This is a genomic window from Bacillus sp. (in: firmicutes) (assembly GCA_017656295.1).
In the GTDB taxonomy this organism is placed as follows: Bacteria; Bacillota; Bacilli; order Bacillales; family JACDOC01; genus JACDOC01.
Map to the genome: position 1 here is coordinate 107,305 of JACDOC010000007.1, position 26,438 is coordinate 133,742.

A 26,438-nucleotide genomic window follows, 5' to 3' on the forward strand; every position below is an offset into this window, starting at 1 on the left:
TTGTCAGTTTTCTGACAAGCTTTTCTTTTTATTTAAAGCTAATGCCTTCGCCAATCGTTTTTGTTGGTCTTGAAATAACTCTTGTAATTGAATAAACGAATGATATAAAAAAGGTCGATTAACAATGAAGGTTAGCCGTTCCACCACGTTGACTGGCGTCAAAGAACAGTCTTTCAGCGCAAGTTCCCATTGGTTCAAACAAACTGGACGGCCATTCGACCAAAATATCATCATAAAAAATAAGGCAATCGATTCTATCATCAATCGTTCAGTCCCTTTTTGCCGCTCATGATACATTTGACTTAGCACCTGAAGCCGTTCATTCCAAAGGTGAACGAGCTTAGGAACAAACTTCTCGCGTTCATTCCACGGATACGTGTCAAAGTTACCTGTCTTCTCCATCAATTCATAGTAGAATAATGGATCAAGCGGACGAAAAGATTGTTCACTTTCTTCGATAGGGACAAAGATTAAATTTTTTGGAAAAAATAACGGGTGAGCCAACGTAGGCGGAAGCATAACTTTTAACACGATTATGCCTCCTTCACTTTTTTTAGCCTTTTCTTTCCTTCACGACATAAATCGTTTAACGGACAAACGGGACATTGTGGGTTTTGGGCTTTACAATGATAACGACCAAAGAAAATCATTCGGTGATGAGTAATAGCCCACTCTTCTTTCGGGACTTTTTTCATTAACGTTTTTTCCACTTCTAAAACAGAATCTTTCCAACGACAAATACCTAGACGTTTACTTACACGTTCCACATGCGTATCAACGGCAATCGCTGGAATACCAAAGGCGACAGAAACAACAACATTTGCTGTTTTTCGTCCCACTCCAGGTAAAGTCATTAATGTATCACGATCTTTTGGTACTTCTCCCCTATAGGAGTCAATTAATGTTTGACATAGCTTTTGAATATTTTTTGCTTTATTACGATATAGACCGATTGACCGAATGTCATTTTGTAGTTCTTCTACCGGTACTTTGATGTAGTCTTCTGGTGTTTTATATTTTTGGAACAATTTTTTCGTTACTTTATTTACTAATGCATCTGTACATTGAGCAGACAAAACAACGGCAATTAATAATTCAAATGGATTAGAATGGTTAAGTTCGCAATGGGCATCTGGAAACATTTCTCCCATGACATCTAAACAATGACGAATTTGTTGTTTGTTTAACATCCATTGATTTCCTTTCTACTGATTATTGTTCTAGCCAATTGTACAAAGGAAGTTTTTTCGTTCGTTTTTCATCTAGTGGCACTCCTTTTTTTCTCTCGCGAAACTTTTGTCCATAAATTCTGGCTTGCTCGATCGTATGAATTCCATTTTTCTTCCATTCAAATAATATCCGATCAATATAACGAAAATTGAGCTTTCCTGACATCACGGCTTCCCGTAAAGCCGCTTTAATAATACTTGGGTCATGGTGATCTTGATCCATCCAAATGGCTAATGTCTCACATTCAATCGGTGACAACGGACGACCAAACTCTTGCTCGAAAACGGTATATAAATCCGTTTCTTTCTGGGTAAGTTCTATTTTATTTTGTTTCGTGTTTTGGCGCAAATGACATTCAATCAATTGGTACCAAAGTGGCTTCAAGGAATAAGCTTCGTATCGAATTTGGTCAGATGTATAATAATCCTCAATTGAAAGAAACCCTTTTTGAACAAGATGACGAAGAAGAACCGTGCACTCTTCTTCACTTATAGTCATTTGGGATGCCAACTGTTCAGGTGTTGGGAATGGATTCCCTTTTTGAATAGAAGCGTGAACGTGCATAATTAACACTAATTCTTTTTCGTTCAACCCAAGGGTTGTATAGTACGACAACAACAAATGAGGGAATTGTACCATCCCATCGTTCATCATCGAAATCAGTAACTCTTTCTCCATGTTTAGACACCTCTCATCCAGTATACCATGAAGATGTAATTCGTGTGGTTGCTTAAACAAAAAGAATAACCACGCACATGTTGTACGTGGTTACTATTCTTACGGATACAGACGGTTAAGAAGACGTGGAAACGGAATCGTCTCACGAACGTGTTCAACACCACTAATCCACGCCACCGTTCGCTCTAATCCAAGACCGAATCCAGAATGCGGTACAGAACCGTATTGACGTAGTTCTAAATACCATTGATAAGCATCTAGTGGTAAGTTATGTTCCTCGAGACGTTGTTTGAGTAAATTATAATCGTGAATACGTTCGGAACCACCGATAATTTCTCCGTATCCTTCAGGAGCAATTAAATCGGCGCATAACACAACTTCAGGACGATTTGGATCTGGCTGCATGTAGAACGGTTTTAACTCTGTTGGGTAATGGGTAATAAAGACCGGTTTATCGAAACTTTCAGCAATTGCCGTTTCGTGAGGTGCACCGAAATCGTCTCCCCACTTAATATCATCGAATCCTTTTTCATGAAGAAGCTGAATCGCCTCATCGTACGTAATACGTGGGAACGGAGCTTTCACTTGCTCCAACTTGGATGTATCACGACCTAAGCGCTGAAGTTCTAATTGACAATTTTTGAGTACCGATTGAACAATATGGGATACATATTCTTCTTGAACTTTTAAATTGTCTTCAAATTCATAAAACGCCATTTCCGGTTCAATCATCCAAAACTCAATTAAATGACGACGGGTTTTTGATTTTTCTGCACGGAAGGTTGGACCAAACGAGAACACTTTTCCTAACGCCATCGCCGCAGCTTCCATATATAACTGACCTGATTGAGACAGATAAGCATCTTCATCAAAATATTTTGTATGGAATAGCTCTGTTGTTCCTTCAGGAGCACTTCCTGTTAAGATAGGTGGGTCGACTTTTACGAAACCTCGCTCGTTAAAGAATTCGTACGTAGCTCGAATAATTTCATTTCGAATTTTCATTATGGCATGTTGACGACGGGAACGTAGCCATAAATGGCGATGGTCCATTAAAAACTCGGTCCCATGTTCCTTCGGTGTAATTGGGAAATCTACCGATTCATGAATGATGTCAATGTCACGAACGTGTAGCTCATAACCAAATGGTGAACGACTATCTTCTTGTACTACACCCATTACATAAAGAGAAGTTTCTTGGGTGATGGATTTAGCTTTCGCAAAAACCTCTTCATCGACTTCGCTTTTAACAACGACCCCTTGAATAAAGCCAGAGCCATCACGCAATTGTAAAAAGGCAATTTTACCGCTTGAACGTTTATTTGCCAGCCAAGCTCCAATCGTGACTTCTTGTCCGACATATTTATGCACTTCTGCAATTGTTGTTTTCACATTCATTCCCTCCAAAAAGATTCAACCAGCTATCGTATGTATCGTTAATATTATACCGATATGAATAAAATCAAGCAATACGTATATCCTTCAAATAAAAATGGCTAAGATTACTTAGCCATTTTTTGTTCAACGAATGAATGAATACGTTGAATTGCTTTTTCTAGTAATTGTAAAGATGTCGCATACGATAACCGAATGTTATCCGGTGCCCCAAAACCAGAACCAGGAATCACCGCTACTTTGGCCTCTTCAAGTAACGCTTTGGCAAAGTCATCTACGTTAGCGTATCCTGTCCATTCTGCCGCTTTTTTCACATTTGGAAACAGATAAAACGCTCCTTGCGGCTTGACACAAGAAAAGCCAGGAATTGCCACTAATTGGTCGTAAATGATATTTAACCGCTCTTCAAACGCTTGGCGCATTTCTTCCACTGGTACTTGCGTGCCTTCATACGCAGCAATGCTAGCAAACTGTGCGGTTGTCGTTGGGTTGGATGTTGAATGACTCGCTAAGTCCGTCATCGCTTTTATGATTTGTTGGTTACCTGCTGCATAACCAATGCGCCAACCTGTCATGGAATGTGATTTAGAAACACCGTTAATAATGATGGTTTGATCTTTTAATTCAGAGGACAATTGGGCAATCGAAACGTGTTTGGCTCCACCATAAATGAGCTTTTCATAAATTTCATCAGAAACGATAAGAACTCCTTTTTCGATACAAACTTCACCAATGGCTCTCAACTCTTCTTCGCTATATAACATCCCTGTCGGATTGCTAGGTGAATTAATTATAACCGCTTTTGTTCGTTCGGTAATGGCTTCTTTTAATTGTTCGGGAGTAATCTTGAAATGTTGCTCTTCTTTACCTTCAATGAATACAGGAACTCCTCCAGCTAATTTCACTTGTTCAGGATAGCTGACCCAATAAGGAATTGGAATAATTACTTCATCCCCTTCGTTTAGTAATACTTGGAAAAGAGTATATAATGCATGCTTTGCGCCACTAGTGACGATAATTTCAGAAGAGGTATAATCTAACCCTTGATCTTGTTTAAATTTTCGAATAATCGCTTCTTTTAAGGCTGGTAATCCTCCAGACGGTGTATATTTCGTTTGTCCTGCATGCATGGACTCGGTCGCTGCTTTTAAAATATGTTCTGGTGTATTAAAATCAGGCTCCCCTGCACCAAGCCCAATCACGTCAATTCCTTTTGCTTTCATTTCTTTTGCTTTTGCCGTAATTGCTAATGTAGATGAAGGTGTTAAAGCACTCACACGGTCAGCTAAAGTAATTTTCATTTTACAAACCCCCAATTTTTTAAAGTTTTTCAATAGTTCTCCACCATTCCCCAGTATCAAAACGAATGTAATAATAATTTAATTGATCATGTTCGTTAATATAAGCAATCTCCCATAAGGGAATTGTCCTCTCCATCCCTAAATGGGCATGTAGAATTTTTTTTGGCGATTTATCTGTCTTTAATTTCTGAATCGCTTCTTGTTCTGATATTCCTTGGTCCCATCGAAGGACTGTCGTATGTTTCGTTTCCTTATTTATCCAAACAACATATTTTTTTCCGTTTTCCCTTAACCCAATGACGACATAATAACTAGATGTTCCATGATACCAATAAAAGGTCTCTGGATTGGTAATGTCCGCCAATTGTTTAGCTAAACGAAAAGCTTCTTGTTCAGCGTTTTTAAAAGGAGCGCTTGCTTGAACATATAAGTAACCCGCTCCAACAAGAAGTAATAAGCCGAAAAAAATAATGGTGACCTTTTTTTTCATATTATCACTTCACATTCTTATGTACGATAAATGGTAAAAATAGCTTTATCTTTATTTTCTGGATCTAAGCTTAAACCAAACATTAAATCGTTACGTTTCAAGGTCCGATTTAATAAATCAACAATTTTGTACAGATCTTCATGATAGTCAACTTTTACAGATGATAAAATCTCGATTTTGCTATCCACTTCATCTCCCCCATTTCAAACAAAAATTGTTACAAATACATTGCATTTTGGTGGTAACAATAAAAGTAATGACACCTATTGAATATTATATCAGCAATGTAAGTCAAAAACGTTGTAAAGTCAATAAATAATCTTTCTAGTCCACTCACACGCTGAAAGGCTGCGATTAAATCGCAGCTTTTTTGCATGTAACATTCAGTTTAGTTCATTTTAGCTCTGGCGGCAATGTGATGACTTCATAATTCGTAGGAGAAAATTTAATCGTGACTAAGCCATGATTTTTCGTATAATACACGTCAATCCACGATTCATTCAATAGTTTCATTATGTCTTCATGTGGACGCTGATTTTTCGAATAAAAAATAATGGCCACTTGCGGGTCCATATGATGAACAATTTGTTCTGTTATGGATTGTTCTTCGGCATAGTTAGCGACTTTAATAATATTCACATTTTTTAATGGCAATTGTAAAATGTGGCGCTCCCCATCCTTGGAACATGAAGAAAACCAAACCAATTGATGTTCATAAAAAGAAAACTGGAAATTTAATAGAAGCGGATTCATTTCTATCCACAGTATTTTAGCATGTAATTGCTCCGAAAGAGAATAGGTCTTACCTTCCTGCCAAACGGTATTAAAAACGCTTCCTTTTTGAAAAAGGATTTTTTTCCCACTAATCACTTCTTGAACATGATATTTGTGAATGAGCTCGGTTAACAGTTCAACATCAATGGCATCGTGGGAGGTAAGAAGCATTCGTTGGATATGATTTACTTTAAAGTATGATAATTGCTCCTTTAGTTGCTTCACATTAGTCGATTGACCATTTGTCAATAAAATATACTGTTGGTCAGGCAAATGAATTAAGGCTATTTCCCCGTTGTTTAATGACAAAAACGTGATTGCCATTTCATCGTCTTTTAAATTTAAATCGATCATTTCCGCATAAGCGATAGTAGAATCAAAACATATGCAAATTAAAATTATGTGTAAAAAAAATCGAGCACCCATCATCATTCCTCCATCCATTTGTTAGGGTGCGTCGATTTTTAGAAATTTATCATAACCATTGATGAATAAATGAAATGGTTTCTGCAATTGATAGTTCGTATACTGGAACTTGTGGAATTGATGCTAAAAACGTCTCCCCATATTTCGTCTGTACGATTCGTTGGTCAAACACAATGACTAACCCGCGATCAGTCTCATGTCGCAATAATCGGCCAAAACCTTGTTTAAAACGAATAACTGCCTCTGGTAGGGAATAATAATAAAACGAATTTTTTCCTTCTTGTTGAACGCGTTCACACATCGCTTCATGAAACGGTTCATCAGGTGGAGAAAACGGTAGTCGAACAATACATAAACATGATAAATCTTCTCCCGGAATATCGATTCCTTCCCAAAACGTACTTGTCCCAAACAAAATCGCTTTGTCGAAGCTACGGAATAGTTTAGTTAGACGTTGTGCTGACCCTCCGGATACACCTTGCGCAAGTAAGACGTATTGGTCCAACAATTGGGAGTCTTTCATTAACTCGTACGTTTTCTTTAACATATCATAAGAAGTAAATAATATGAGCATGCGTCCTTTCGTCGCTTGCGCAATTCCAATTAACTGGCTCGCAATCGTTGTACAATACTCTTCCATTGACACATCTCGAACTGAAGGCACATCATTTGGGACGATTAAACGGGCATTTTCCTTATAGGAAAACGGAGATGGAATGATTTTTTTATATGCAATTTCACGTTCCGATACACCTAATTGACTTAAAAAGAAATTAAAGGATTGGTTAATCGTCAATGTGGCTGATGTCATAATGACGCTCAATTTTTCGGCAAAAAACAGGGCATTCATTTTTTCTTCCACATATAATGGCTGCCAATTAAGCTGAATACTATTAGGTAGCGCCCGCTCGTCTCCTTCTGCCCATTGAATAAAACTGCTTCCAGTTCTTGTAAAAAAGTAGGTCATTTGTTCTTTTAGCCGTTGACATTCTTCCAAATAAACGGTACCTTCATTAAACACAAGATAATCACCGTCAGATAAGTTTGTTTTTACGCCTTCCAAAAGGGCCAATCGTTCATTCAAATCCTCTTCCAATTCATTCATCATAAAAATTATTCGTTCGGCAATTAGTTTCGCCGTTTTCCATGTCTCAGATTCCCAGTCATGAAGTTGAATACGTAATTTCCCTTTTCCTACTTTCCTTGAGCGTCTCATCCAGTTCCCAATAATCGTAAATAATTCATCAACTTCTTGCGAAAGGTTCTGAACAAGTTGAACGACTTCAAATGGATGTTTTGTTGGCTGAAACCCGTATTTTTCAACCACATCTTCAAATCGTCTAAGAAGCTGTTGTTGCTCGTATGAACCCAACAAACCTAAATGATATTTAACGAAAGCATAGCTTATTTGTTCACCAAAAAAGTGCGATGCTACCTTCGGTAAATGATGGGCCTCATCAATAATCACATATTTAAATGGAGGCATAGTTCCCTTTAAAGAATTTTGTAGTAAAAACGCATGATTGGTAACGATGATATGGGCATTCTCGGCTTTCTTTAATGCTCTTAAATAAAAATCATGCTCCTTCCATTCGTTTCGTTGCTTCGCTTTTTCCCACCCATAATGCTTAATTCGATTCCAAAATAATTTCCCCCCACTCGATAAGCTTAACTCGTCCACATCTCCGGTTTCCGTCTCCGTTAACCAAACTAATATTTGCATTTTTGCTAATATATGGTCGTACGTTGTATCTAATTCAGTTAACGTTTGTTCAAACTTAAATAAATCGATGTAATACGTTTTTCCTTTTAATACATGGACACGAAGTGGGAGAAATTCGTTTAGCCACTGAACTTCTTTTTCCATTAATTGCGTTTGCAGTTGAACCGTATGAGTACTAATAACAATTTTTTCTCCTGTCTGTAAAGCAAAATTGGCTGCTGGAAGTAAGTAGGCTATAGTTTTTCCAACACCCGTTCCTGCTTCAATAACCGCATGCTGCTGGTGATGCAAAGCACGTTCAATAACATTCATCATTTCGAGTTGTCCTTTGCGATGGCGATAGTTAGGAATAGCCTTTTTTAAAACTAAATGCTTTTGGTCCCCAATGCTTGTGCTAATTGCCTCTTTTTTTTTCGACAACGAATTTTTTTCAATATTTTTTAGAGCAATACCTCTGATTACTTTGTACGTGTTGTCATTCGATAGGATTCGATTTTCATCTATGGTTTCAAATAATAACCATAAATCACTTTTTAAATATTTAGCGAATTTTTTCAATTGTTTAATCGTAACTAGTGGTAGACGGTTCAGCTTTTGATAAAACTCGATAAATAATTGTGCAGTGACGAGGGCATCACTGTCTGCTTGATGTGGACGATCATGTTGAAATCCAAAATGTGCTGCTAGGTCAATTAATTTATAACTTGGTAGTGTAGGGTACGTTATTTTCGCGAGTTCAACCGTATCAATCACGTTTCCGTTAAACGATGGATAACCGACCTTTTCCATTTCATGATTTAAAAACGTTAAGTCAAATAAAGCATTGTGAGCGACAAACACACTATCGTGTAACAAATTCCAAACAGTCGGAGCAATATCTTTAAACGTTGGAGCATTTTTCACCAGCTCATCGTTAATTCCTGTTAACTCTTCAATAAATTCGGGGATTTGTTTATCTGGTCGAACAAGTGATTGAAACGCTTCAACTACTTGTTCATTTTCAACGACAACGGCTGCCAATTGAATAATTCGATCCCCTTTTTTGGGTGTATTTCCGGTCGTTTCTATATCGATGATTACAAATCGCTGATTCATGAATGACTCACCTTTTTCTTATGACCAACTCCCAAATGGAAAATCGGGAGGTGATTGTATTGCTTGAGATGTCAACGTTTTGAGTATACTTATGTGCAAAACGTTAACACGAAACGAAAAATTGTGCAATGATTCATACTTAAAACGTTTTGAATTGGTTGGTTTTTCCTTACGACACGTTATAAAAAACTTTAGTTTAGGCTACTCTTGTTCGTTTTAAATTTGTTCTATTGTAAAAGTACTTTTGGTTTGCTACACAATCCATATCTCTAAAATAATTAAAGTGTCCAAATGGAGCGTATCAAAAAAGCTCGGAATGTCTTCCGAGCTTAATTCATGACTGTATGAGCAGGTTCATAGGTGATTAATTCCTTAATTCGGTTATTTTCATCCATTATCGCTACTTTTGGACGATGGCTACTTACTTTTTCTTCTGGAACTAAGGCATAAGAAATAATAATAACGATATCCCCTTCTTGAACAAGGCGGGCTGCAGCTCCATTTAAACAAATAACTCCGCTTCCCCGTTCACCTGGAATAATATATGTTTCAAAACGAGCACCGTTATTGTTGTTAACAATTTGTACTTTTTCATTTGGAGCCATACCAACCGCATCTAAAATGTCTTGGTCAATTGTAATGCTGCCAACGTAGTTTAAGTTCGCTTCCGTTACGCGAGCACGATGAATTTTTCCATTCATTAATGTACGAAACATCGTTGTTCCTCCTTTATTTCCGGTGCAAAATAATGTTATCGATTAATCTTGCTTTAGAGAACCGTACGGCAATAGCAATTATAACCGTCCCTTCAATAACGTCAATCGGTTCAAGTGATGGATAGGAATATAACTCAATGTAATCAATCTCACCTGATGTCTGGGAAGAAAGGTAATTTCGAACGACGTTAATAATGATTTCCGGTCGTGTTTCTCCTTGTTCAATTAGTTTCTTTGCCTTTAATAGACTTTGATATAAGGCAGGCGCCTCTTTTCGCTCTTGAGCGGTTAGATTGACATTTCGTGAACTTTTCGCAAGTCCATCTTCTTCCCGTACGGTTGGAATAGGAACGATTTCAATTGGGAAAAAGAAATCCTTTACAAGCCCATCTACAACTGCTACTTGTTGGGCGTCTTTTAAACCGAAATACGCTTTATGAGGAAAAATTAAATGAAAAAGCTTGGTTAAAACGGTCACTACACCATCAAAGTGTCCTTCCCGAGAGCGTCCACACAAAACGTTGACCCTTTTCGTTACGGTCATTTGAACAGATGCCTCATAGGGATACATCTCTTGAACAGAAGGAATAAATAAATAATCAACGCCCACTTCTTTGGCAAGTTGTTGATCTCGTTCAATATCTCTCGGATAGCGTTCATAATCTTCGTTTGGACCAAATTGAAGCGGGTTTACAAAGATACTCATCACGACAATATCACAGTCTTTCCGCGCCTGTTCAGCTAAAGTTAAATGACCTTCGTGAAGATATCCCATCGTCGGGACAAATCCAATCGTTTTTCCCGCTTTTCTTTCTGCTAACATGAATTGTTGTATTTCTTTTGATGATGTAATTACTTTCATCCTTTTGTTCCTCCATACAGGCTGTTCAACTCTTCCTCTTTCATCGTAAATGAATGTTGGGTTTTTGGGAATAGATTTCGCTTCACTTCATGAACATATTGCCTGAGGGACGCTTCAATCGACTCATTGACATTGGTATACATTTTGACAAATTTTGGCACCCTGTCTACTCCATATCCGATGAGATCGTGATAAACGAGGACTTGTCCATCGGCGTCCGCTCCCGCACCAATACCAATCGTCGGAATTTCCAGAATGTCTGACACTTCTTTTGTTAATTGTCTTGGAACACATTCTAACACTAAGGCAATGGCCCCTGCATGTTGACACAACTTAGCATCTTCTATCAACTTTTGGGCAGCTTCTGCTGTTTTTCCTTGCACCTTATAACCACCGAGAACACCTACTGATTGGGGTGTCAAACCAAGGTGAGCAACAACAGGGATTCCTCCGTGTGTTAACGCCTCAATCATGTGAATAACTTGACCGCTTCCTTCGACCTTAACCGCGTGTGCTCCACCTTCTTGAACGATTCGAGTAGCAGCTTTTAGCGTATCTTTCGTTGAATAGTGATACGTCATAAACGGCATGTCTGTGACAATAAACGTATTTGGAGCTCCTCTTTTTACCGCCTTCGTATGATGAATCATGTCTTCTAATGTGACCGGAATGGTTGATTCATAGCCTAACACAACCATTCCCAGCGAATCACCAACGAGAATCATGTCGACTTCCGCTTTTTCGGCTAATTTTGCCGATGGATAATCGTAGGCGGTAATCATGGCAATTTTTTCTCCATTTTGTTTCATTGTTAAAAAATCTGTTACCGTTTTCATATCGTCCCTCCTTACGATTCAGAGGGAAAGAAACTTGTCCCATAAGAAAAGGTCCTTCCCTATAGGCGGCAGAAGGACCCTTACTCTTCGATGTTTGTTTCATCCCTCTGTCCTAGTCCGTTTTGGATCAAGGCAGAATCTATTTTTTTCACAATAAGGTAAGGTGCAGTTCATGACGATACTGCCCACCAAAATTATAACAAAGATTCCCTCTTTGTGTACAAGATTAACTTTTAATTTCGATATCTGCAGAATAAATATGATGAATGATCCCTTGAGCATCTTCTAGTTGTAATATGCCTTCATCAGTAATACCCAAAGCTTTTCCTTCAATTGTACCGTTAATCGTACGAGCAATAATATTCTTTCCAATACTTACTGCACGACTTTCCCACATGAGTTTAATTGGACGAAATCCTTCTTCCATATATAAATCATAATATATTTCTAGCTTTTCTAAAATTCGCCGGACTAATTGTGCACGGGGAATTTTTTTCTTTGCTTCAATCGCAATGGAAGTGGCGATAGGCTTAATGTCAGCGGCAAAGTCAGTCGACGACTGATTGACATTGATACCCATTCCTATAATGATAGAGTGAATTTTATCCGCATCTGCTTGAAGCTCTGTTAAAATGCCAGTGACTTTTTTACCTCGAATGAGAATATCATTCGGCCACTTAATTTCCGCTTCAATACCACTGATCTCCTCAATTGCTTGGGAAATCGCCACAGCGGCAATTAACGTAAATTGCGGAGCTTTTTGTGGTGGTAAGTTTGGTCGTAAAATTAAGCTCATCCAAATGCCAGTATATTTCGGTGAGTACCATGAACGGGTCATTCGTCCTCGTCCGGCTACTTGTTCTTCGGAAATAACAAGTGTTCCTTCGGGGTACCCTTCGTAACTCAGGCGATGAGCAATTTTTTGCGTGGATTCAACCGATTCTTCATAATAAATCGTTTGACCGAGACGCTTTGTTTGAAGTCCAAATTGAATTTCATTTTCAGTTACTTTATCTGGGGCTTGAACAATTCGATATCCCTTTTTACGAACGGCTTCTAATTGATACCCTTCTTTCCTTAATTCTTCGATATGCTTCCAAACGGCTGTCCTTGAACATCCTAATATTTTGGCTAAGGTCTGCCCTGATAAAAACTCTCCATTAGCCTCGGCAAAAGCCTCTAGCAATTGTTTTCGAATTGGTGATTGCACGACTGTAACCACTCCCTTATTTGATCTTTATCATTTTCAACGACGCCGTGTAAAACCGCCAACTCAACCTTTTCTAATACATCTTTTACCCACGGGCCACCAGGACGTTTAAACCAATCCATTAAGTCATTCCCTGATATGGTCAGCTCTGAACGATGGTGAATAGGCATTTGATTGAACTTTTCTTCCCACACATACCATACGGATGACGTTATACCATTGATGGCGTCGTACAATTTTTCTACTGAATACGCAATCGGTTTCGTTGCTTGATACAGCGTTTGGGTGGTCCATTCTTGTTGCAATCTTTGTTTTAAAAAGTTGTGAATGGTCGAAATTTCTTTACTCTGTTTCGACGGTAATCTCCACTCTTTAAAAAAGGTTCGCTCATTTATCGGTTGAAGAGCGTAAAGCAAAAGAGCCCACATTTCATTGACAGTTAACGAATCGTTCATCCATGAAATTGCTTGATGAAGCTTTTCTCCCTTTCCCTTTAACATCGGTAAATAGTTATATAACTGGGTTAACAGTAATAACTGAAACGCCTTGTGACGATATGGTCCGGATAACAATTTTTCAAATTCGACAAGCTTTCGCTCAACAGCAATATGGGCTAATAAATGGTTATGCTTTTCCAACGCTCGCTTGGTCGATTCTTCTAACTGAAAACCTAATTGACTTACAAATCGAACGGCCCGCATCATTCGTAAAGCATCTTCAGTAAACCGTTCATCAGGAGAACCAACCGTTTGCAAAATTTTTCGCTTCATCGCTTCTTGCCCATCAAATAAATCAATAATCTTCCCATTTATGTCCATCGCCATCGCATTAATCGTAAAATCCCGTCGCTTTAAATCTTCTTCTAATGACCGAACAAAGGTCACTCGTTCTGGTCGTCGAAAATCTTTATAGTCCGATTCTGTTCGAAAAGTCGTCACTTCGTAACCTTTTCCATTATGTAAGATTAAAATCGTTCCATGTTCAATACCAACATCAACAGTTTTTGGAAAAATCCCCTTTAGTTCATGGGGTAATGCTGACGTGGCGATATCTACATCGGAAATCGGACGGTCGAGAAGATAGTCTCTGACCGCACCTCCGACAAAATACGCCTCAAAACCGTGTTGTTGTATTTTTTCAATAATTGGAATCGCGGATCGAAAAGGTTCTCTCATCATTCTAATTCCTTTCTTCCATTAAACGAACATAAAGTTGTTCATATTGTTGAACGATTTTTTCCGAATGGAATTTGTCATAAACCGTACGTACAGCCTGCTCGGAAAACGTTTTGTGCAAATCTTCATCTGTTACTAGTTGAAGGCTTCGTTCGGTGATTTGATGAATGTTTCCAACCTCACAAATAAATCCGTTTTCACCATCTGTGATAACTTCTGGAATGCCTCCGATGTTCGTTCCGATACATGGTACACCACAGGCCATTGCCTCTAATGCCACTAACCCAAAGCTTTCTTTTTCTGAAAGTAAAAGCATCACATCACTAATCGAATATAGCTCTTCTAAATTATCTTGCTTTCCTAAGAAAAGAACATGTTTTTGTAAGCCCAACTTTTCCACTAATTGACAAACAACGGTCATTTCTGGACCATCTCCAACTAGCAATAACTTCGCCGGAATCTTTTGCTGAATGTTGTAAAAAACTTGTACAACGTCTGGTACTCGTTTGACTACTCGAAAGTTTGAAACATGAATGAATACTTTCTCCTGTTCGTTTATGCCGTATTCTTTTTTTAATGAACTAGACTCTACCTTTCGGTAAACTCGCTCATCAATAAAGTTATAAATGGTTTGAATATTTTTATTCGGTCGAATCAAATCATACGTTTGTTGAACGAGGGCATTGGATACGGCAGTGACACTATCCGATTGCTCTATCCCAAAGCGAATCGCTTCCTTTAGCGATGGATCGTATCCTAAAACGGTGATATCTGTCCCGTGTAGGGTAGTTACAATTTTTACATCATTGTTTGACATTTGTTTTGCTAAAATGGCACAGACTGCATGAGGAATCGCGTAATGGACATGCAAGATATCTAACTGTTCTCGTTGAATGACTTCCGCCATTTTATTCGCTAATGCAATATCGTACGGTGGATATTGAAAAACGGAATAACTGTTCACTTCTACTTGATGGAAATAAATATTTGAGTACATTTTTTTTAAACGAAACGGGACGCTTGATGTTATAAAATGTATTTCGTGTCCTCTCTCTGCTAAAAGCTTTCCTAATTCTGTGGCGACAACCCCTGATCCCCCAACCGTAGGATAACATGTTATACCAATTTTTAATCGCATTGATCATCACCTAGCAAATCATGATGTAATAACACTGGCTGCTTTGTCATAAACCCTTCCGCATAACGAACTCCCACTTCTTTTCCGAGAATTCGTTCTCTAGCCGTAACAGCCTCAATATACCCATCTGTTAAAGGGGTCGCGACACCATCAGGAGATAATGTAAATTGGCTTTCATACGCTTTTAAGCTTTGAATTTTCTTTTCGATAAACGGAGAGATGTCAAATGCTACATGCGGTCGATAAAAGCCATTAATCATGTAATAGAAGACCTTTTTTACTTTATGGGCATCATAAGAGGATATAAATTTACGTATCCCTGCAGAAAATACCGCTTCATCCACTAATTTGGAGCAGTTGCCATGATCAGGATGCCGATCTTCCCAGTACGGGGCGAAAACAACGGTTGGCCGGTACTCACGGATGACATCGACGACCAATCGAATATGTTCGTCCGTCAAATAAAGCCCCCGATCTTTTAATGGCAATGTGATTCGTTTTTCTACACCAAGAATATGGGCGGCATGTTGCGCTTCTTTTTTTCTTCGTTCAACGGTTCCGTTGGAGGATAGCTCTGCTTCGGTCAGATCACAAATAACGATTCTTTTCCCCACCGAAGCGAGCTTGGCAATCGTTCCGCCCATTCCAATCTCCACATCGTCAGCATGGGCCCCAAAGCATAAAACATCGATTGGTGTATTCATGAAGTCTATTAGCCTCCGTTTCTTTTATGTACATTTCGCCATTGTAGGTCTCCCCTTTGTAACCCGTGAATTAAAATTTCAGCGGTTCCCATGTTGGTTGCTAACGGGATTTGGTACACATCACATAAACGAATTAATGCTGATACATCGGGTTCGTGAGGTTGAGCTGTTAATGGATCGCGAAAGAAGATAACGATATCCATTTCATTTTTAGCAATTAACGCTCCGATTTGTTGATCTCCACCTAATGGTCCAGACTGGAATCGGTGGACTTGCAAATTAGTAGCTTCCAATATCCGCTTACCCGTTGTCCCTGTTGCATATAACGTATGTTGTTTTAAAATCGGTTCATAGGCAATCACAAATTGTACCATGTCATCCTTTTTTTTATCGTGAGCAATAAGCGCAATGTTCACTTCCATCCCCCCCCCGATGTTAATCCATAATATGCTCTAACCCGTACACCAACGTTTCTAAGTGCATAATTGTTTCCACGCAATGCTTAACTCCTGTCATAAAAGACCCTCGGTGATACGAATCATGACGGATCGTTAACGATTGTCCTTCTCCACCAAACATGACTTGCTGATGGGCAATTAATCCTGGTAAACGGACACTATGAATCCGCATCCCTTCAATATTTGCCCCTCTTGCTCCGGAAAGCGTTTCTTTTTCATCGGGGTGACCTTGAGTCTTTGGTGAACGTACTTCTTGAATTAATTGTGCTGTTTTCACTGCTGTTCCTGATGGAGCATCAAGCTTTTGGTCATGATGCATTTCAATAATTTCAACATCCGGTAAATATTTGGCGGCCATTTGAGCAAACTTCATCATCAATACCGCACCGATCGCAAAGTTTGGAGCAATAATACATCCGAGTTTTTTTTCTTCCGCTAATTGTTTTAGTTCTTCTAACTGCTCATTTGTAAAGCCCGTCGTACCTACAACTGGGCGAACTCCATACATTAATGCCGTTTTCGTATGTATGTAACCTACTTCCGGTGTCGTCAAATCAATAAAGACATCCACGCTTTCGTTTTGAAACAATTGGTCGATGTTTGTATAAATCGGAACATTTACTCCCGGAAAATCTGGTATGTCACTTAATAGTTGACCATCGTGTTTTCGGTCTAATACAGCCACTAGTTCAAAATGATCCGTTTGTTGAACCATTTTCACTGCTTCTCTGCCCATTTTACCGCGTGGTCCCGCGATGGCAACGCGAATTTGACTCATCATTTGTCCTCCTTTCTTGTCCAACGATCTTTATCTCTCGTTTGAAACTTTTCCATGACCATGTCATGCGCTGACTGTAAATCGATATTTAACGAATTCGCTAAACAGATTAATACGAAAAGTAAATCACCAATTTCTTCTTCAATCGTTTTTTCTTTTTCCGTTTTTTTCTTAGGTTTTTCTCCATAATAATGATTAATTTCTCTCGCTAATTCTCCGAGCTCTTCGGTCAGCCTTGCTAACATAGCTAATGGTGAAAAATATCCTTCTTTAAATTGACCAATATACGCATCGACTTCTTGTTGAAGCTGTGCGACAGTTTTTTGCTTCTCCAAGTCCATCGTCCCCTTTCTTATCATATTTCATGTTAGCTAATTCCTTATATTTTTACAAATAATTTTTCTTTACATAATGGAGAGCATCCAAATATTGCTTGATCATCAAGCTTTAGCTATAATAGGAATTCCGATGATACACAATTTTATTCACGGGGGGGAAGACAGATGTTCGGATTACGTTGGAAAAATACTTTATTTATTTTAATAGGTTCAGCTATTTTTTCTTTTGGCATCGTTCATTTTAATATGCAAAATAATTTAGCCGAAGGTGGATTTACGGGTATTACGTTATTGCTTTATTTTATTTTTGGAATTGACCCTTCCTATACTAATTTAGCGTTAAACATTCCACTCTTTTTCATTGGTTGGCGATTATTAGGGAGAAACGCGTTTTTTTATACGCTAATCGGAACATTGGCTGTTTCGATTTTTTTATGGGTGTTTCAACGTTTGCAATTAAACATTCCACTTGAAGGAGATTTATTTTTAGCTGCTCTTTTTGCGGGTGTATCCATTGGAATTGGATTAGGAATTATTTTTCGGTTTGGTGGAACGACAGGCGGTGTTGATATTATTGCCCGATTGGCCTTTAAATATCTTGGCTGGAGTATGGGAAAAACGATGTTTTTATTCGATGCCGTTGTTATTACGTTATCGTTAATTACATATTTAGACTATCGGGAAGCGATGTACACGTTAGTAGCTGTTTTTGTCGGGGCTCGTGTCATTGATTTTATGCAAGAAGGTGCTTATGCAGCAAGGGGTGCGATGATCATTTCTGAAAAGCACGAGAAAATAGCTGATACGATTTTAGAGCAGATGGATCGAGGCGTCACCGTATTAAAAGGATATGGATCGTTTACGAAACAACCTCGTGAAGTGTTATATTGTGTTGTCGGCAAAAATGAAATCGTTCGCTTAAAAAATATTATTACTTCTGTTGACCCCCATGCATTTGTTTCTGTTACGGTTGTTCATGACGTATTAGGCGAAGGGTTTACGTTAGATGAAAACAAAAACCCGATAGAATAAATGAAAAAGGTGTCTCAGTATTTGAGACACCTTTTTCATTATTCTTCATCACCTTGCATACCAGTAAAGATTAATACGTATCGGAGTAATTCAAGTAATGCTACTGCAGCTGCAGCTACATAAGTTAACGCGGCTGCATTTAATACCTTCCGAGCATGACGCTCCTCTTCGTTTCGAATAATACCTAGTGAAACAACTTGATCCATTGCACGAGAAGATGCGTTAAATTCCACTGGTAGTGTAACGACTTGGAATAGAACAGCAGCCGCCATCATTAAAATCCCGAGTAACAAAAATCCTGAAAGCTGTGCGATAATTCCAATGAAAATGAGAATCCACGAAAAATTTGAACTAATATTGACAACCGGAACTAGCGCATGGCGAAAACGTAGAAATGCATACCCTTGAGCATCTTGAAGTGCATGTCCAACTTCGTGTGCTGCCACCGCAGCTCCAGCAACTGAGTATCCATGGTAGTTTGCTGGAGACAGATGTACCGTTTTTGTAAGTGGGTTGTAATGGTCACTTAAAAATCCATGTGTTTCCACTACTTTGATATGGTATAATCCGTTATCATCTAAAATTTTTCTCGCTACTTCTGCTCCAGTCATTCGTGATGAAGTGGGTACATTGGAATATTTATTGTACGTCCTTTTCACACGGAATGACGCCCATAGGGGAACGATTAGAATGAGCAAGAAATAAATAAGAAATCCGCTCATCTTATGCCATTACCTCCATCATTTATCAATGTTCTTCTTTTCAAGAACATTTTACTCATTCTATAAAAAGAAAGTCAATCATTTTGCTCTTGTTTCTTTTTCTGTTCATTTCCTTTATATTTTCTCCAACCGACGTAAGATAATGTAACTATGATAATACTACCAGTAGAGATAATGACCCACCATAAGGATGGATCGGCTTCATCTTCTGTCGTATTGTTAAATAAATACTGTAAATCGTTACGTAAATTCGTTAATTGATTGTGTGAATCTCTATCAGTAAGAACTTCTGTACGATAACGGTCGATAAATGCAATTTGGGCATCCAATTTTTGTACGGTTTGGACAGGAATATCTACTTTTAAACTCGGTTGAATGACACTATATTTCGATAAAAAAGAATTTAAATGTTGATGATACAATAAGGAATCTCCTTCTTGAGCCGCTTGTTCTACTTGTTGAAAGGCGGTCATAATCGAATCTTCCATTTCCGTCCATAACGGTTGGTATTGAGTAACGAGTGCATCCATAACGAGTCGGAATGTTGTTACTTTATTCAAGCGCTCTTCTGGCGTTAGTGACATGTTTGTTAAGGCCGAAAGCGCTTGGTTATGAGTCGCTGTTAAAATCCGTAACTCATCCATAGAAAACAATCGCTCTTGGATTGTTACAGTTGTAAATTTATTTGAAAAATATTCAAGCAACCGTTTGGCCTCTTCATATTTTCCTAGTTTCGTTAAAGCTAATGCTTCGTCAGCGATCTCGTCAAGTTGTCCTAACGATTCATTTGATTCAGCCAATGTAGTATGTGAAAACCAAGTAATCCCGGTCAATAGAAACCACAAAATTACTATTATAGTAACCTTCTTCATCCTTGTCCCCCCTCAAACTACTAGTAATATGTATGATAGGGTGGACAAGTATAGAACTTTCTTCCGATGAAATTTAATCGTTTTTCACCAAACTGTAACGATGAACCGTTAAAAAGTAAGTTAAACCGATCGAAAAAATGCTTAGCCAAAACGTAAAGTATCCAATCTCTTGGACATACATATGTAATTGGGAGTAGCGAGGATATTGAGCGAACACATAATCAATCACATCGTTATGTAACGTCCAAATACTTGCGACAATAATATGGCGCAGTTTCACTTGTAAAAAAGGCGAATATAAGATACCTTGAATAGCCATCGCTAGGTGTGACACTATTAACAAATACCCTTGCCATGGTAAATATCCTGTTACTTGAAGGGTGAGAATGTTCATCACAACTGCCCAGACCCCATATTTAAACAATGTTAATAACGCGAGAGCTTCTATATAAGGGATATTTGTTCTCAACAAAAAACCTATTAATACAATGACAAAAAATAAGCTGGCTGTAGGGCTATCAGGAACAAATGGTAAAAAATGAGGCGGTGTTTCACTTAATTGAGAGCCGTACCATACATATCCGTATATCGTACCCCCAATATTAATCAATAATAGTGCCCATAAGACGAGCCGGTTCATTAATAAGTTTCGCCAAAATACCAATCCTTATCTTCCTTCCTTTATCTTTTATTACATCCAAATTGTAGCATAATTAGTAGATTACCTTACAACATCTTAGTCGTAATTCAATGAATTGACGATAAAAAAGGGCCACCCGAAATTGGACAGCCCTTAACATATCACCTTATTCAGCTTTTAAACCGGAGATAAACTCTGCTAATTTTTGAAGATCTTCGTCTGTACCTTTAAATAGTCCAGCTGGCATGCCTGGCGCTTTACCGTTCACAGCGATGTCAGCCACTTCTTCAGGTGTTAATCCTGTGTCAACTAGTGCAGGAGCAGCTCCACCTTGTAAATTATCTCCGTGACAGTTGATACATCCATTTTCTTGATAAATTTTGTAGCCTTCTGCTTCTTTATCAATTTCTACTTCAGCAACAATTTTACCTTGTGCTTCGCGTGCTTCCCAGTCAACTGCAACAGCAGACTCCCAAGTAAGATAAATGGTTGCTGCAACTGCCAGTAACATAAAACCTGTTGCAAATGGACGTTTCGTCGGACGACGATGTGGCCCTTTATCAATGAACGGTGCTAATAGCAGGGCACCAAAGGCGATACCAGGAATAACAATCGCACCAATCACGTTGTATGGACCAGAAGCGTACGTATACTTCAGTAATTGATAAAGGAATAAGAAGTACCAGTCTGGTAACGGAATGTATCCTGTATCAGTCGGATCCGCCACACGCTCAAGCGGAGACGGGTGGGCGACCGTTAAACATAAATAACCGATTAAAAACACGGAACCGACAAGCCATTCTTTTAATAAGAAGTTTGGCCAAAACGCTTCCGTTTTACCTGGATATTCCGAGTAATCTTTCGGAATATTTGGCTTTCGTTCAGCAGAGACGCGAGAGTCCCCAACGAACTTCATGCCTTTACCGCGATGCATAGCGTCCCCCTCCTTCAAATTAAACTACAAAATTATCCGAACGTACTCAATTTTACAGTGGACCTGAAATTCCTTGTTTACGAATCATTAAGAAGTGGGCACCCATTAAGCCTAATAAAGCTGCTGGTAAGAAAAAGACGTGAATCGCAAAGAAACGTGCTAATGTTTGGGCACCAACGATTTCTGGGTGACCTGCTAATAATGTCTTAATTTCATCGCCGATAAATGGAACAGCGCCAGCAATTTCAAGACCAACTTTCGTTGCGAATAGCGCTTTCATATCCCAAGGTAATAAGTATCCTGTGAAACCTAAACCTAACATAACAAAGAAAATAAGAACCCCAACAATCCAGTTTAGTTCACGTGGCTTTTTGTACGCACCTTGGAAAAATACACGTAACGTATGTAAAAACATCATTACGATAACGAGACTCGCACCCCAGTGGTGCATTCCACGAACGATTTGTCCAAAAGCTACTTCGTTCTGTAGGTAATAAACAGATTTCCAAGCGTTTTCAATATCTGGTACATAATACATAGTTAAAAACATACCAGACAAGATTTGGATAACCGTTACAAAAAACGTTAATCCACCAAAGCAGTAAACAAACGCCGAAAAATGGTGCGCTGGGTTTACGTGCTCAGGCACTTCGTGATCGGCAATATCGCGCCATAAAGGCGTAATATCTAAACGCTCGTCAACCCAATCATACAGTTTGTTTAACAATTATTACGCCTCCTTACACAAATGGATTTGCCTTTGGTTTACCTAAATAAAGGTAACCATCCACCACTTTTGTTGGGTATGCATCCAACGGAGCGGTTGGAGGTGTACCAGGTACGTTCTTACCATTCTTCTCATAAAGCCCGTTATGACAAGGACAGTAGAACATGTTTTGATGTTTTTGATCTCCGTTCCAGTTTACTGTACAGCCAAGGTGTTTACAAATTGGAGAGAGGGCAACGATTTCCCCTTTTTCATTTTTATATACCCAAGCTGTGTTCGTAACTTCTGAAACATACCATGCATCTTTTTGCTCGTATGAGAAGTCTACACGTTGAGGTTCGTTCGTAATTTCATCCACTTTCAATTTAGTTGGATGAAAATCACCTGCACCCTTTGGTTGTAATACAGGATCCACCGCAAAACGAACCATTGGCATCAACATTCCTGCTGCCATAAATCCGCCTACTCCTGTAAGCGTATAGTTAAGGAATTGACGACGTGATACACGATGTTTGCTCATCCTTTTCCCCCCTCTATCTTAAGGTCAGTCCTACGGACAAAGTATTCGCACATATACAAAACTAGGACATACTCATGATATATCAATCTTTTGACAAGGTCAATAACCACGGAGAACAAAACGTGTCAACAATGTGACGATTTTCTGAAAAATTATGGTTGATGTTGCCACTTATGAACGATAAGTTGAATCAACTGTTTCACTTGGTCGTTCATCAGCGAATGTTTAAATTGCCGGTCAACATGCTCAAGTGGTACGGAAGGAACCCATAGCACTGTTCCCTGTAATAAATCTTCATACGTTTTCCATTCAGGGTCTGAAGTTAGATAAAATACATGCACAAAACCCTGTTGTTTACATTGTTCTTCCCATTTACGGAGACGTTCTCCTTTTTCTTTTTCCTGCTCGAGGTAACTAAACGGAGGAAAAAGAAACAATCTCCCCTTAAATTGTTTTTCTAAATATGTAGATAATAATTGAATAAATTCTCCTTGTTGTGCAGCTTGTTTCATTCCTCCTTCATCGAAACGAAGTGGAAGAAGAGGGATGATGGCTGTGTCAACAAATTGTTTTTCTTTAAAATAAGTTTCTACATCTTTTCCATTCCAATTCATCCTAATTTCTCCTCTGCCTTTATGTTTCGTTACCTAGAATACCACATTCTAAAGAAAAAAGGGATTTTTTCCTCTCCTTTGTCTTATCCTTCACCGGAAGGCAAGAGTTTATGTACTGTTTCTGATTCATTCTTTTATGCCATATAAAAAGAGCCTGACGTTCTGCAACAGGCTCTTACGAATGATTTTTCTCACTTCGTTTCGGTTGTAACCGATTTAATTGTTGAACAAGTTCTTGAAAGCGGTGCTCATCTTTTTGGTCTAATGCTTGATCAATTTCTTTCAATAACCGGTTTTTTTGAAAATCTTTAATGCACATCTTTAAAAATTGTTCCGCTAGTATACGATCTTCTTCTGTAATATGGATGTTTTTCGGAACGTACGGATTTTCTTCTAATACGGCTGCATATTGATGAGATGTACGAGCAGAGCGAAAGTTTAACTGAATATAAATGTTTTCATCCTTGTTTAAACGAATATCGTGGAAGGATTTTTCAGCATCCGTGGTCATGACATTTTCTTTGTAAAAACGAAACGGAGCATCATCGACACAATGAGTAGACATGATTAACCCGCGTGGACAATACTGGGCATCTTCTACAAAATGAACTTTCTCCATCAGTTGGTCATGACTCATTAAATAATTTAAAATCCAAACACATTCTCTTCGTTTTAATTGGTAGTGATTTAAAAACCATCGAATAAATTCTTTTTTCTCATTGACAGATACAGGGGTGTTCATCTTCTCCCTCCTCTGTATTATTCATCATTCTAACATACGGGTATCTTCCTGAAGGCGTTCGACAAGCATGATATATTCTTCATTCGTAGGGTCTTGTTGTAATAATTGCTGATAAATAGTATAAGCTTCTTTTAACATTCCTTCTTCAAGCAGGAATTGTCCAAAATCGTTTAAAAATTCTGGATGATTCTTAAAGAAAGTATATGCTTGTTGGTAACGTTTTAATGCCTGCTCATACTGTTCTACCTCTTGGAGAGATACCGCCATGTCCCAATCCAATTGAGGGTCGTGCTCACCTTCTTTTTCAACCATTTCCACTAGCTCAATGACCTCTTCGTAACGCTCTTGATGAAGTAATAAACGATTTAATTGAAGGGCAGCTTCCAAATAAGATGGGTCAATTACTAACGCTTGTCGAAAAAAGTGTTCTGCTTTTTCTAAATTGTTTAGTTTCATCGCTATTTTTCCACCAAACGCAAGCAATTCTTTGTTAAATTCATTAAATTTTAACCCTTCTTCGATGGTTTTCACACTTTTTTCAAGTAGTTCTTCGTGTTCGTATGCCTTTGCTAAGTAAAGGTACAACGAATGATATTCAGGGTCTAATTCTTTTAATTCGGTAAATTTTTCAATCGCCAGCTTATAATAACCCGCTTGATAGGCAGTAAAAGCATATCCGAATAATGTATTAATTTCTAATCGTTCATCTAATGCTTTTTCATAGTATGGAAGAGCTTCTTCAAACGCTCCACCTGCACTTAACGTATCGGCTAAACGATGATGAATCGATGTTCCAGCAATTTCTGTTTCGCCTGTTTCTAATAATTGTTCGTAATGTCGGATTGCTTCTAAATGTCTCCCTTGGGAGGCATATAATTCGGCTAAAGCAAATTGAATGACTGGCTCATTCGGAAGAAGTTGTTGTGCTCGGAGTAATTTTTGTTCACTTACTTCAAAAAGCCCTTGCGATTGGTACAAATCCGCTAAAAGGACGAGGGCACGTGGATATACTGGATCGTTCTCAGGGATTTGTTCTAATTGTTCTAAAGCGGCATCTTCTTGATCCATGTCCACAAGCGTTTCCGCTAATAAGACTTTTAATTCCCCTTCATCCGGATATTTTGTTAGCAATTGTTCATATAATTGTTTTGTCTCTTCTAAAAAGCCAAGATGGTATAGTTCTTCTGCCAATTGAAATTGTTCTTCATCACTTCCATTTTTAAGAATCTTTTGGAACGTTTTCTTTGCATTGTCTAAGTCTCCTACCTGTAAATGTTGCAACATTTGTTGTGGCGTATTCATTAGGCATTCCCTTTCTATTTCTTTCATTTTCTATTGGAAATATAGTGGTCGTTTAATTTTTAACTCAGTTCCAAAACCAGGCCGATATTCGATTTTATCATATATTTTTATTATTTGTCCTTTAAAAACGGTTAGCAAGGGGTCGTCTGTTGGGACCGAATCATTAAGTGTTGTTTGATTATACAGGTTATAAATTATTTCTCCACCAACCATTAAATTTCCTCTAAGAGGAAACACGCCAATTTTTTTCAAAATTCGTTCTTCGATAGGTGTATACGGAACTATCTGTTGAGTATAATGAGTTATTTTTTCGTTTTTCAACACCGTTTCCCATCTTTTTAGTATTTTTTTTCGTTGTTTGTCGTTTATTGACGATGGAAGATAAGGAATTAACACCAATAGATATGGGAAGATTGCTTCTTTAATCCATCCCCAAGGACAGTCTTCCCATGCTCCATCTTCATCGAGTTGAACCAAAATAGCCGGAATAAGTAATTTTTTACACGTTCTCACAAAGGAAGGGGTTAAAACTTTTGGTGGCACTAGAGGACAGATTAGGAAGTCAATAGGTGAATTAAATAATGACGTTCTTCGAAAGTTTAGTTGTTTGGACAAATCTTTTTCATACCGAATGGGAATGACGGAAAGTACGGTTGTACAGCCTTTTGATAAAAAGTGGTGAATAAAATGTTCTTTTAATTGAGAATTCGACCAGTCATCAATTGGTGCATCATCCATCATCACGTGAGTCGGTGCAATGATAAACGGAGAAATGTTCATGCGCATGTATTGGTAGCGAGAATAAGTTGGGCGAATACCACGGATTTTCCCGTCTTCTACTAATAATTCCATTTCCTTTCGTTTAGTATTCGTCCACATGGTGCCTCCTTCAATGATATATTTCATCTAACCATCTCCTATGCTCATTTGTTATTGACAAGCTATGAACAGATGAAAAAAAAAATGACAAAAAGCGGGTGACAAAACTCACCCGCTTACACAAATA

General features: G+C 38.4%; 30 protein-coding genes. 1 reads left to right on the forward strand and 29 read right to left on the reverse strand.

Going from position 1 to position 26,438, the window contains the following annotated elements; all coding sequences use genetic code 11:
• Nucleotides 1-3 precede the first annotated feature (3 nt).
• The 19 genes from H0Z31_08350 to H0Z31_08440 all read right to left on the reverse strand — a co-directional run bounded on the left by H0Z31_08350 (nt 4) and on the right by H0Z31_08440 (nt 17,330).
• Complete coding sequence (locus H0Z31_08350; protein ID MBO8177449.1) at nt 4-531, reverse strand: hypothetical protein; 528 nt, start codon at nt 529-531, stop codon at nt 4-6.
• A 2-nt stretch (nt 532-533) separates the two neighbouring features.
• A complete protein-coding gene (gene nth / locus H0Z31_08355) occupies nt 534-1,190 on the reverse strand; it encodes an endonuclease III (protein ID MBO8177450.1) in 657 nt (218 codons plus the stop codon).
• A gap of 22 nt (nt 1,191-1,212) precedes the next feature.
• Nucleotides 1,213-1,908, reverse strand: a complete 696-nt coding sequence (locus H0Z31_08360; GenBank protein MBO8177451.1) for a DnaD domain-containing protein — start codon at nt 1,906-1,908, stop codon at nt 1,213-1,215.
• A 99-nt stretch (nt 1,909-2,007) separates the two neighbouring features.
• On the reverse strand, nt 2,008-3,300 hold the full coding sequence (gene asnS / locus H0Z31_08365; GenBank protein ID MBO8177452.1) for an asparagine--tRNA ligase: 1,293 nt from the start codon (nt 3,298-3,300) through the stop codon (nt 2,008-2,010).
• A gap of 110 nt (nt 3,301-3,410) precedes the next feature.
• Nucleotides 3,411-4,598, reverse strand: coding sequence for a pyridoxal phosphate-dependent aminotransferase (locus H0Z31_08370; protein MBO8177453.1), 1,188 nt, complete (start codon nt 4,596-4,598; stop codon nt 3,411-3,413).
• Between the two features lie 25 nt (nt 4,599-4,623).
• Nucleotides 4,624-5,094: a DUF5590 domain-containing protein gene (locus H0Z31_08375; protein MBO8177454.1), complete on the reverse strand. Its 471-nt coding sequence runs from the start codon at nt 5,092-5,094 to the stop codon at nt 4,624-4,626.
• Nucleotides 5,095-5,111: 17 nt separating this feature from the next.
• Nucleotides 5,112-5,282, reverse strand: a complete 171-nt coding sequence (locus tag H0Z31_08380) for a YpmA family protein (GenBank protein MBO8177455.1) — start codon at nt 5,280-5,282, stop codon at nt 5,112-5,114.
• Between the two features lie 205 nt (nt 5,283-5,487).
• Nucleotides 5,488-6,294: a hypothetical protein gene (locus tag H0Z31_08385; GenBank protein MBO8177456.1), complete on the reverse strand. Its 807-nt coding sequence runs from the start codon at nt 6,292-6,294 to the stop codon at nt 5,488-5,490.
• A 49-nt stretch (nt 6,295-6,343) separates the two neighbouring features.
• Nucleotides 6,344-9,112, reverse strand: coding sequence for an ATP-dependent DNA helicase DinG (dinG, locus tag H0Z31_08390; protein MBO8177457.1), 2,769 nt, complete (start codon nt 9,110-9,112; stop codon nt 6,344-6,346).
• A gap of 329 nt (nt 9,113-9,441) precedes the next feature.
• Nucleotides 9,442-9,828 (reverse strand): aspartate 1-decarboxylase, encoded by a 387-nt coding sequence (gene panD / locus H0Z31_08395; GenBank protein MBO8177458.1) that lies wholly within the window; start codon nt 9,826-9,828, stop codon nt 9,442-9,444.
• A gap of 13 nt (nt 9,829-9,841) precedes the next feature.
• Nucleotides 9,842-10,690, reverse strand: coding sequence for a pantoate--beta-alanine ligase (locus H0Z31_08400; GenBank protein MBO8177459.1), 849 nt, complete (start codon nt 10,688-10,690; stop codon nt 9,842-9,844).
• Entirely contained in the window at nt 10,687-11,526 is an 840-nt protein-coding gene (gene panB, locus H0Z31_08405; GenBank protein MBO8177460.1) for a 3-methyl-2-oxobutanoate hydroxymethyltransferase, read from the reverse strand. Before panB ends, H0Z31_08400 begins: the two co-directional genes overlap by 4 nt.
• 226 nt (nt 11,527-11,752) lie before the next feature.
• Nucleotides 11,753-12,736 (reverse strand): biotin--[acetyl-CoA-carboxylase] ligase, encoded by a 984-nt coding sequence (locus tag H0Z31_08410; GenBank protein MBO8177461.1) that lies wholly within the window; start codon nt 12,734-12,736, stop codon nt 11,753-11,755.
• Nucleotides 12,706-13,911, reverse strand: coding sequence for a CCA tRNA nucleotidyltransferase (locus H0Z31_08415; protein MBO8177462.1), 1,206 nt, complete (start codon nt 13,909-13,911; stop codon nt 12,706-12,708). Before H0Z31_08415 ends, H0Z31_08410 begins: the two co-directional genes overlap by 31 nt.
• A 4-nt stretch (nt 13,912-13,915) precedes the next feature.
• Nucleotides 13,916-15,049, reverse strand: a complete 1,134-nt coding sequence (gene bshA, locus H0Z31_08420) for an N-acetyl-alpha-D-glucosaminyl L-malate synthase BshA (GenBank protein MBO8177463.1) — start codon at nt 15,047-15,049, stop codon at nt 13,916-13,918.
• Nucleotides 15,040-15,753 (reverse strand): bacillithiol biosynthesis deacetylase BshB1, encoded by a 714-nt coding sequence (gene bshB1 / locus H0Z31_08425; protein MBO8177464.1) that lies wholly within the window; start codon nt 15,751-15,753, stop codon nt 15,040-15,042. Before bshB1 ends, bshA begins: the two co-directional genes overlap by 10 nt.
• An 8-nt stretch (nt 15,754-15,761) precedes the next feature.
• The gene (gene mgsA, locus H0Z31_08430) at nt 15,762-16,169 is read right to left on the reverse strand and encodes a methylglyoxal synthase (GenBank protein ID MBO8177465.1); all 408 of its coding nucleotides are present in this window, start codon (nt 16,167-16,169) and stop codon (nt 15,762-15,764) included.
• A gap of 19 nt (nt 16,170-16,188) precedes the next feature.
• Nucleotides 16,189-16,989: a 4-hydroxy-tetrahydrodipicolinate reductase gene (locus tag H0Z31_08435; GenBank protein MBO8177466.1), complete on the reverse strand. Its 801-nt coding sequence runs from the start codon at nt 16,987-16,989 to the stop codon at nt 16,189-16,191.
• Entirely contained in the window at nt 16,989-17,330 is a 342-nt protein-coding gene (locus H0Z31_08440; protein MBO8177467.1) for a nucleotide pyrophosphohydrolase, read from the reverse strand. The genes H0Z31_08435 and H0Z31_08440 overlap by 1 nt, the downstream gene beginning before the upstream one ends.
• Before the next feature lie 162 nt (nt 17,331-17,492).
• Between H0Z31_08440 and H0Z31_08445 the strand changes: the two genes are divergently transcribed.
• Complete coding sequence (locus H0Z31_08445; protein ID MBO8177468.1) at nt 17,493-18,359, forward strand: YitT family protein; 867 nt, start codon at nt 17,493-17,495, stop codon at nt 18,357-18,359.
• Nucleotides 18,360-18,397: 38 nt separating this feature from the next.
• Here the strand turns inward: H0Z31_08445 and H0Z31_08450 are convergent, their stop codons facing one another.
• From H0Z31_08450 to H0Z31_08495, 10 genes are all read right to left on the reverse strand, one after another.
• The gene (locus H0Z31_08450; GenBank protein MBO8177469.1) at nt 18,398-19,081 is read right to left on the reverse strand and encodes a zinc metallopeptidase; all 684 of its coding nucleotides are present in this window, start codon (nt 19,079-19,081) and stop codon (nt 18,398-18,400) included.
• A gap of 74 nt (nt 19,082-19,155) precedes the next feature.
• Nucleotides 19,156-19,953 (reverse strand): sporulation protein YpjB, encoded by a 798-nt coding sequence (ypjB, locus tag H0Z31_08455; protein MBO8177470.1) that lies wholly within the window; start codon nt 19,951-19,953, stop codon nt 19,156-19,158.
• Nucleotides 19,954-20,026: 73 nt separating this feature from the next.
• A complete protein-coding gene (locus tag H0Z31_08460) occupies nt 20,027-20,593 on the reverse strand; it encodes a DUF1405 domain-containing protein (GenBank protein MBO8177471.1) in 567 nt (188 codons plus the stop codon).
• 166 nt (nt 20,594-20,759) lie between these two features.
• On the reverse strand, nt 20,760-21,527 hold the full coding sequence (locus tag H0Z31_08465; protein ID MBO8177472.1) for a c-type cytochrome: 768 nt from the start codon (nt 21,525-21,527) through the stop codon (nt 20,760-20,762).
• 52 nt (nt 21,528-21,579) lie between these two features.
• The gene (gene qcrB, locus H0Z31_08470) at nt 21,580-22,254 is read right to left on the reverse strand and encodes a menaquinol-cytochrome c reductase cytochrome b subunit (GenBank protein ID MBO8177473.1); all 675 of its coding nucleotides are present in this window, start codon (nt 22,252-22,254) and stop codon (nt 21,580-21,582) included.
• 13 nt (nt 22,255-22,267) lie between these two features.
• The gene (locus H0Z31_08475) at nt 22,268-22,774 is read right to left on the reverse strand and encodes a ubiquinol-cytochrome c reductase iron-sulfur subunit (GenBank protein MBO8177474.1); all 507 of its coding nucleotides are present in this window, start codon (nt 22,772-22,774) and stop codon (nt 22,268-22,270) included.
• 152 nt (nt 22,775-22,926) lie between these two features.
• Entirely contained in the window at nt 22,927-23,388 is a 462-nt protein-coding gene (locus H0Z31_08480) for a YpiF family protein (GenBank protein MBO8177475.1), read from the reverse strand.
• Nucleotides 23,389-23,563: 175 nt separating this feature from the next.
• Nucleotides 23,564-24,130, reverse strand: coding sequence for a YpiB family protein (locus H0Z31_08485; protein ID MBO8177476.1), 567 nt, complete (start codon nt 24,128-24,130; stop codon nt 23,564-23,566).
• 24 nt (nt 24,131-24,154) lie between these two features.
• Nucleotides 24,155-25,432, reverse strand: coding sequence for a tetratricopeptide repeat protein (locus H0Z31_08490; protein MBO8177477.1), 1,278 nt, complete (start codon nt 25,430-25,432; stop codon nt 24,155-24,157).
• A gap of 30 nt (nt 25,433-25,462) precedes the next feature.
• A complete protein-coding gene (locus H0Z31_08495) occupies nt 25,463-26,338 on the reverse strand; it encodes a hypothetical protein (protein ID MBO8177478.1) in 876 nt (291 codons plus the stop codon).
• Between the last annotated feature and the right edge of the window lie 100 nt (nt 26,339-26,438).

What these genes read in the sequence shown, in the direction of transcription:
- H0Z31_08465 (MBO8177472.1), bottom strand. Translation starts at nt 21,527, where the DNA reads ATGCATCGCGGTAAAGGCATGAAGTTCGTTGGGGACTCTCGCGTCTCT.
- H0Z31_08445 (MBO8177468.1), top strand. Translation starts at nt 17,493, where the DNA reads ATGTTCGGATTACGTTGGAAAAATACTTTATTTATTTTAATAGGTTCA.
- H0Z31_08450 (MBO8177469.1), bottom strand. Translation starts at nt 19,081, where the DNA reads ATGAGCGGATTTCTTATTTATTTCTTGCTCATTCTAATCGTTCCCCTA.
- bshB1 (MBO8177464.1), bottom strand. Translation starts at nt 15,753, where the DNA reads ATGAATACACCAATCGATGTTTTATGCTTTGGGGCCCATGCTGACGAT.
- dinG (MBO8177457.1), bottom strand. Translation starts at nt 9,112, where the DNA reads ATGAATCAGCGATTTGTAATCATCGATATAGAAACGACCGGAAATACA.
- H0Z31_08460 (MBO8177471.1), bottom strand. Translation starts at nt 20,593, where the DNA reads ATGAACCGGCTCGTCTTATGGGCACTATTATTGATTAATATTGGGGGT.
- H0Z31_08360 (MBO8177451.1), bottom strand. Translation starts at nt 1,908, where the DNA reads ATGGAGAAAGAGTTACTGATTTCGATGATGAACGATGGGATGGTACAA.
- H0Z31_08415 (MBO8177462.1), bottom strand. Translation starts at nt 13,911, where the DNA reads ATGAGAGAACCTTTTCGATCCGCGATTCCAATTATTGAAAAAATACAA.
- H0Z31_08440 (MBO8177467.1), bottom strand. Translation starts at nt 17,330, where the DNA reads ATGGACTTGGAGAAGCAAAAAACTGTCGCACAGCTTCAACAAGAAGTC.
- panD (MBO8177458.1), bottom strand. Translation starts at nt 9,828, where the DNA reads ATGTTTCGTACATTAATGAATGGAAAAATTCATCGTGCTCGCGTAACG.
- H0Z31_08480 (MBO8177475.1), bottom strand. Translation starts at nt 23,388, where the DNA reads ATGAATTGGAATGGAAAAGATGTAGAAACTTATTTTAAAGAAAAACAA.
- H0Z31_08475 (MBO8177474.1), bottom strand. Translation starts at nt 22,774, where the DNA reads ATGAGCAAACATCGTGTATCACGTCGTCAATTCCTTAACTATACGCTT.
- H0Z31_08490 (MBO8177477.1), bottom strand. Translation starts at nt 25,432, where the DNA reads ATGAATACGCCACAACAAATGTTGCAACATTTACAGGTAGGAGACTTA.
- H0Z31_08375 (MBO8177454.1), bottom strand. Translation starts at nt 5,094, where the DNA reads ATGAAAAAAAAGGTCACCATTATTTTTTTCGGCTTATTACTTCTTGTT.
- nth (MBO8177450.1), bottom strand. Translation starts at nt 1,190, where the DNA reads ATGTTAAACAAACAACAAATTCGTCATTGTTTAGATGTCATGGGAGAA.
- H0Z31_08385 (MBO8177456.1), bottom strand. Translation starts at nt 6,294, where the DNA reads ATGGGTGCTCGATTTTTTTTACACATAATTTTAATTTGCATATGTTTT.
- bshA (MBO8177463.1), bottom strand. Translation starts at nt 15,049, where the DNA reads ATGCGATTAAAAATTGGTATAACATGTTATCCTACGGTTGGGGGATCA.
- ypjB (MBO8177470.1), bottom strand. Translation starts at nt 19,953, where the DNA reads ATGAAGAAGGTTACTATAATAGTAATTTTGTGGTTTCTATTGACCGGG.
- H0Z31_08400 (MBO8177459.1), bottom strand. Translation starts at nt 10,690, where the DNA reads ATGAAAGTAATTACATCATCAAAAGAAATACAACAATTCATGTTAGCA.
- panB (MBO8177460.1), bottom strand. Translation starts at nt 11,526, where the DNA reads ATGAAAACGGTAACAGATTTTTTAACAATGAAACAAAATGGAGAAAAA.
- H0Z31_08495 (MBO8177478.1), bottom strand. Translation starts at nt 26,338, where the DNA reads ATGAAATATATCATTGAAGGAGGCACCATGTGGACGAATACTAAACGA.
- H0Z31_08485 (MBO8177476.1), bottom strand. Translation starts at nt 24,130, where the DNA reads ATGAACACCCCTGTATCTGTCAATGAGAAAAAAGAATTTATTCGATGG.
- H0Z31_08435 (MBO8177466.1), bottom strand. Translation starts at nt 16,989, where the DNA reads ATGAGTCAAATTCGCGTTGCCATCGCGGGACCACGCGGTAAAATGGGC.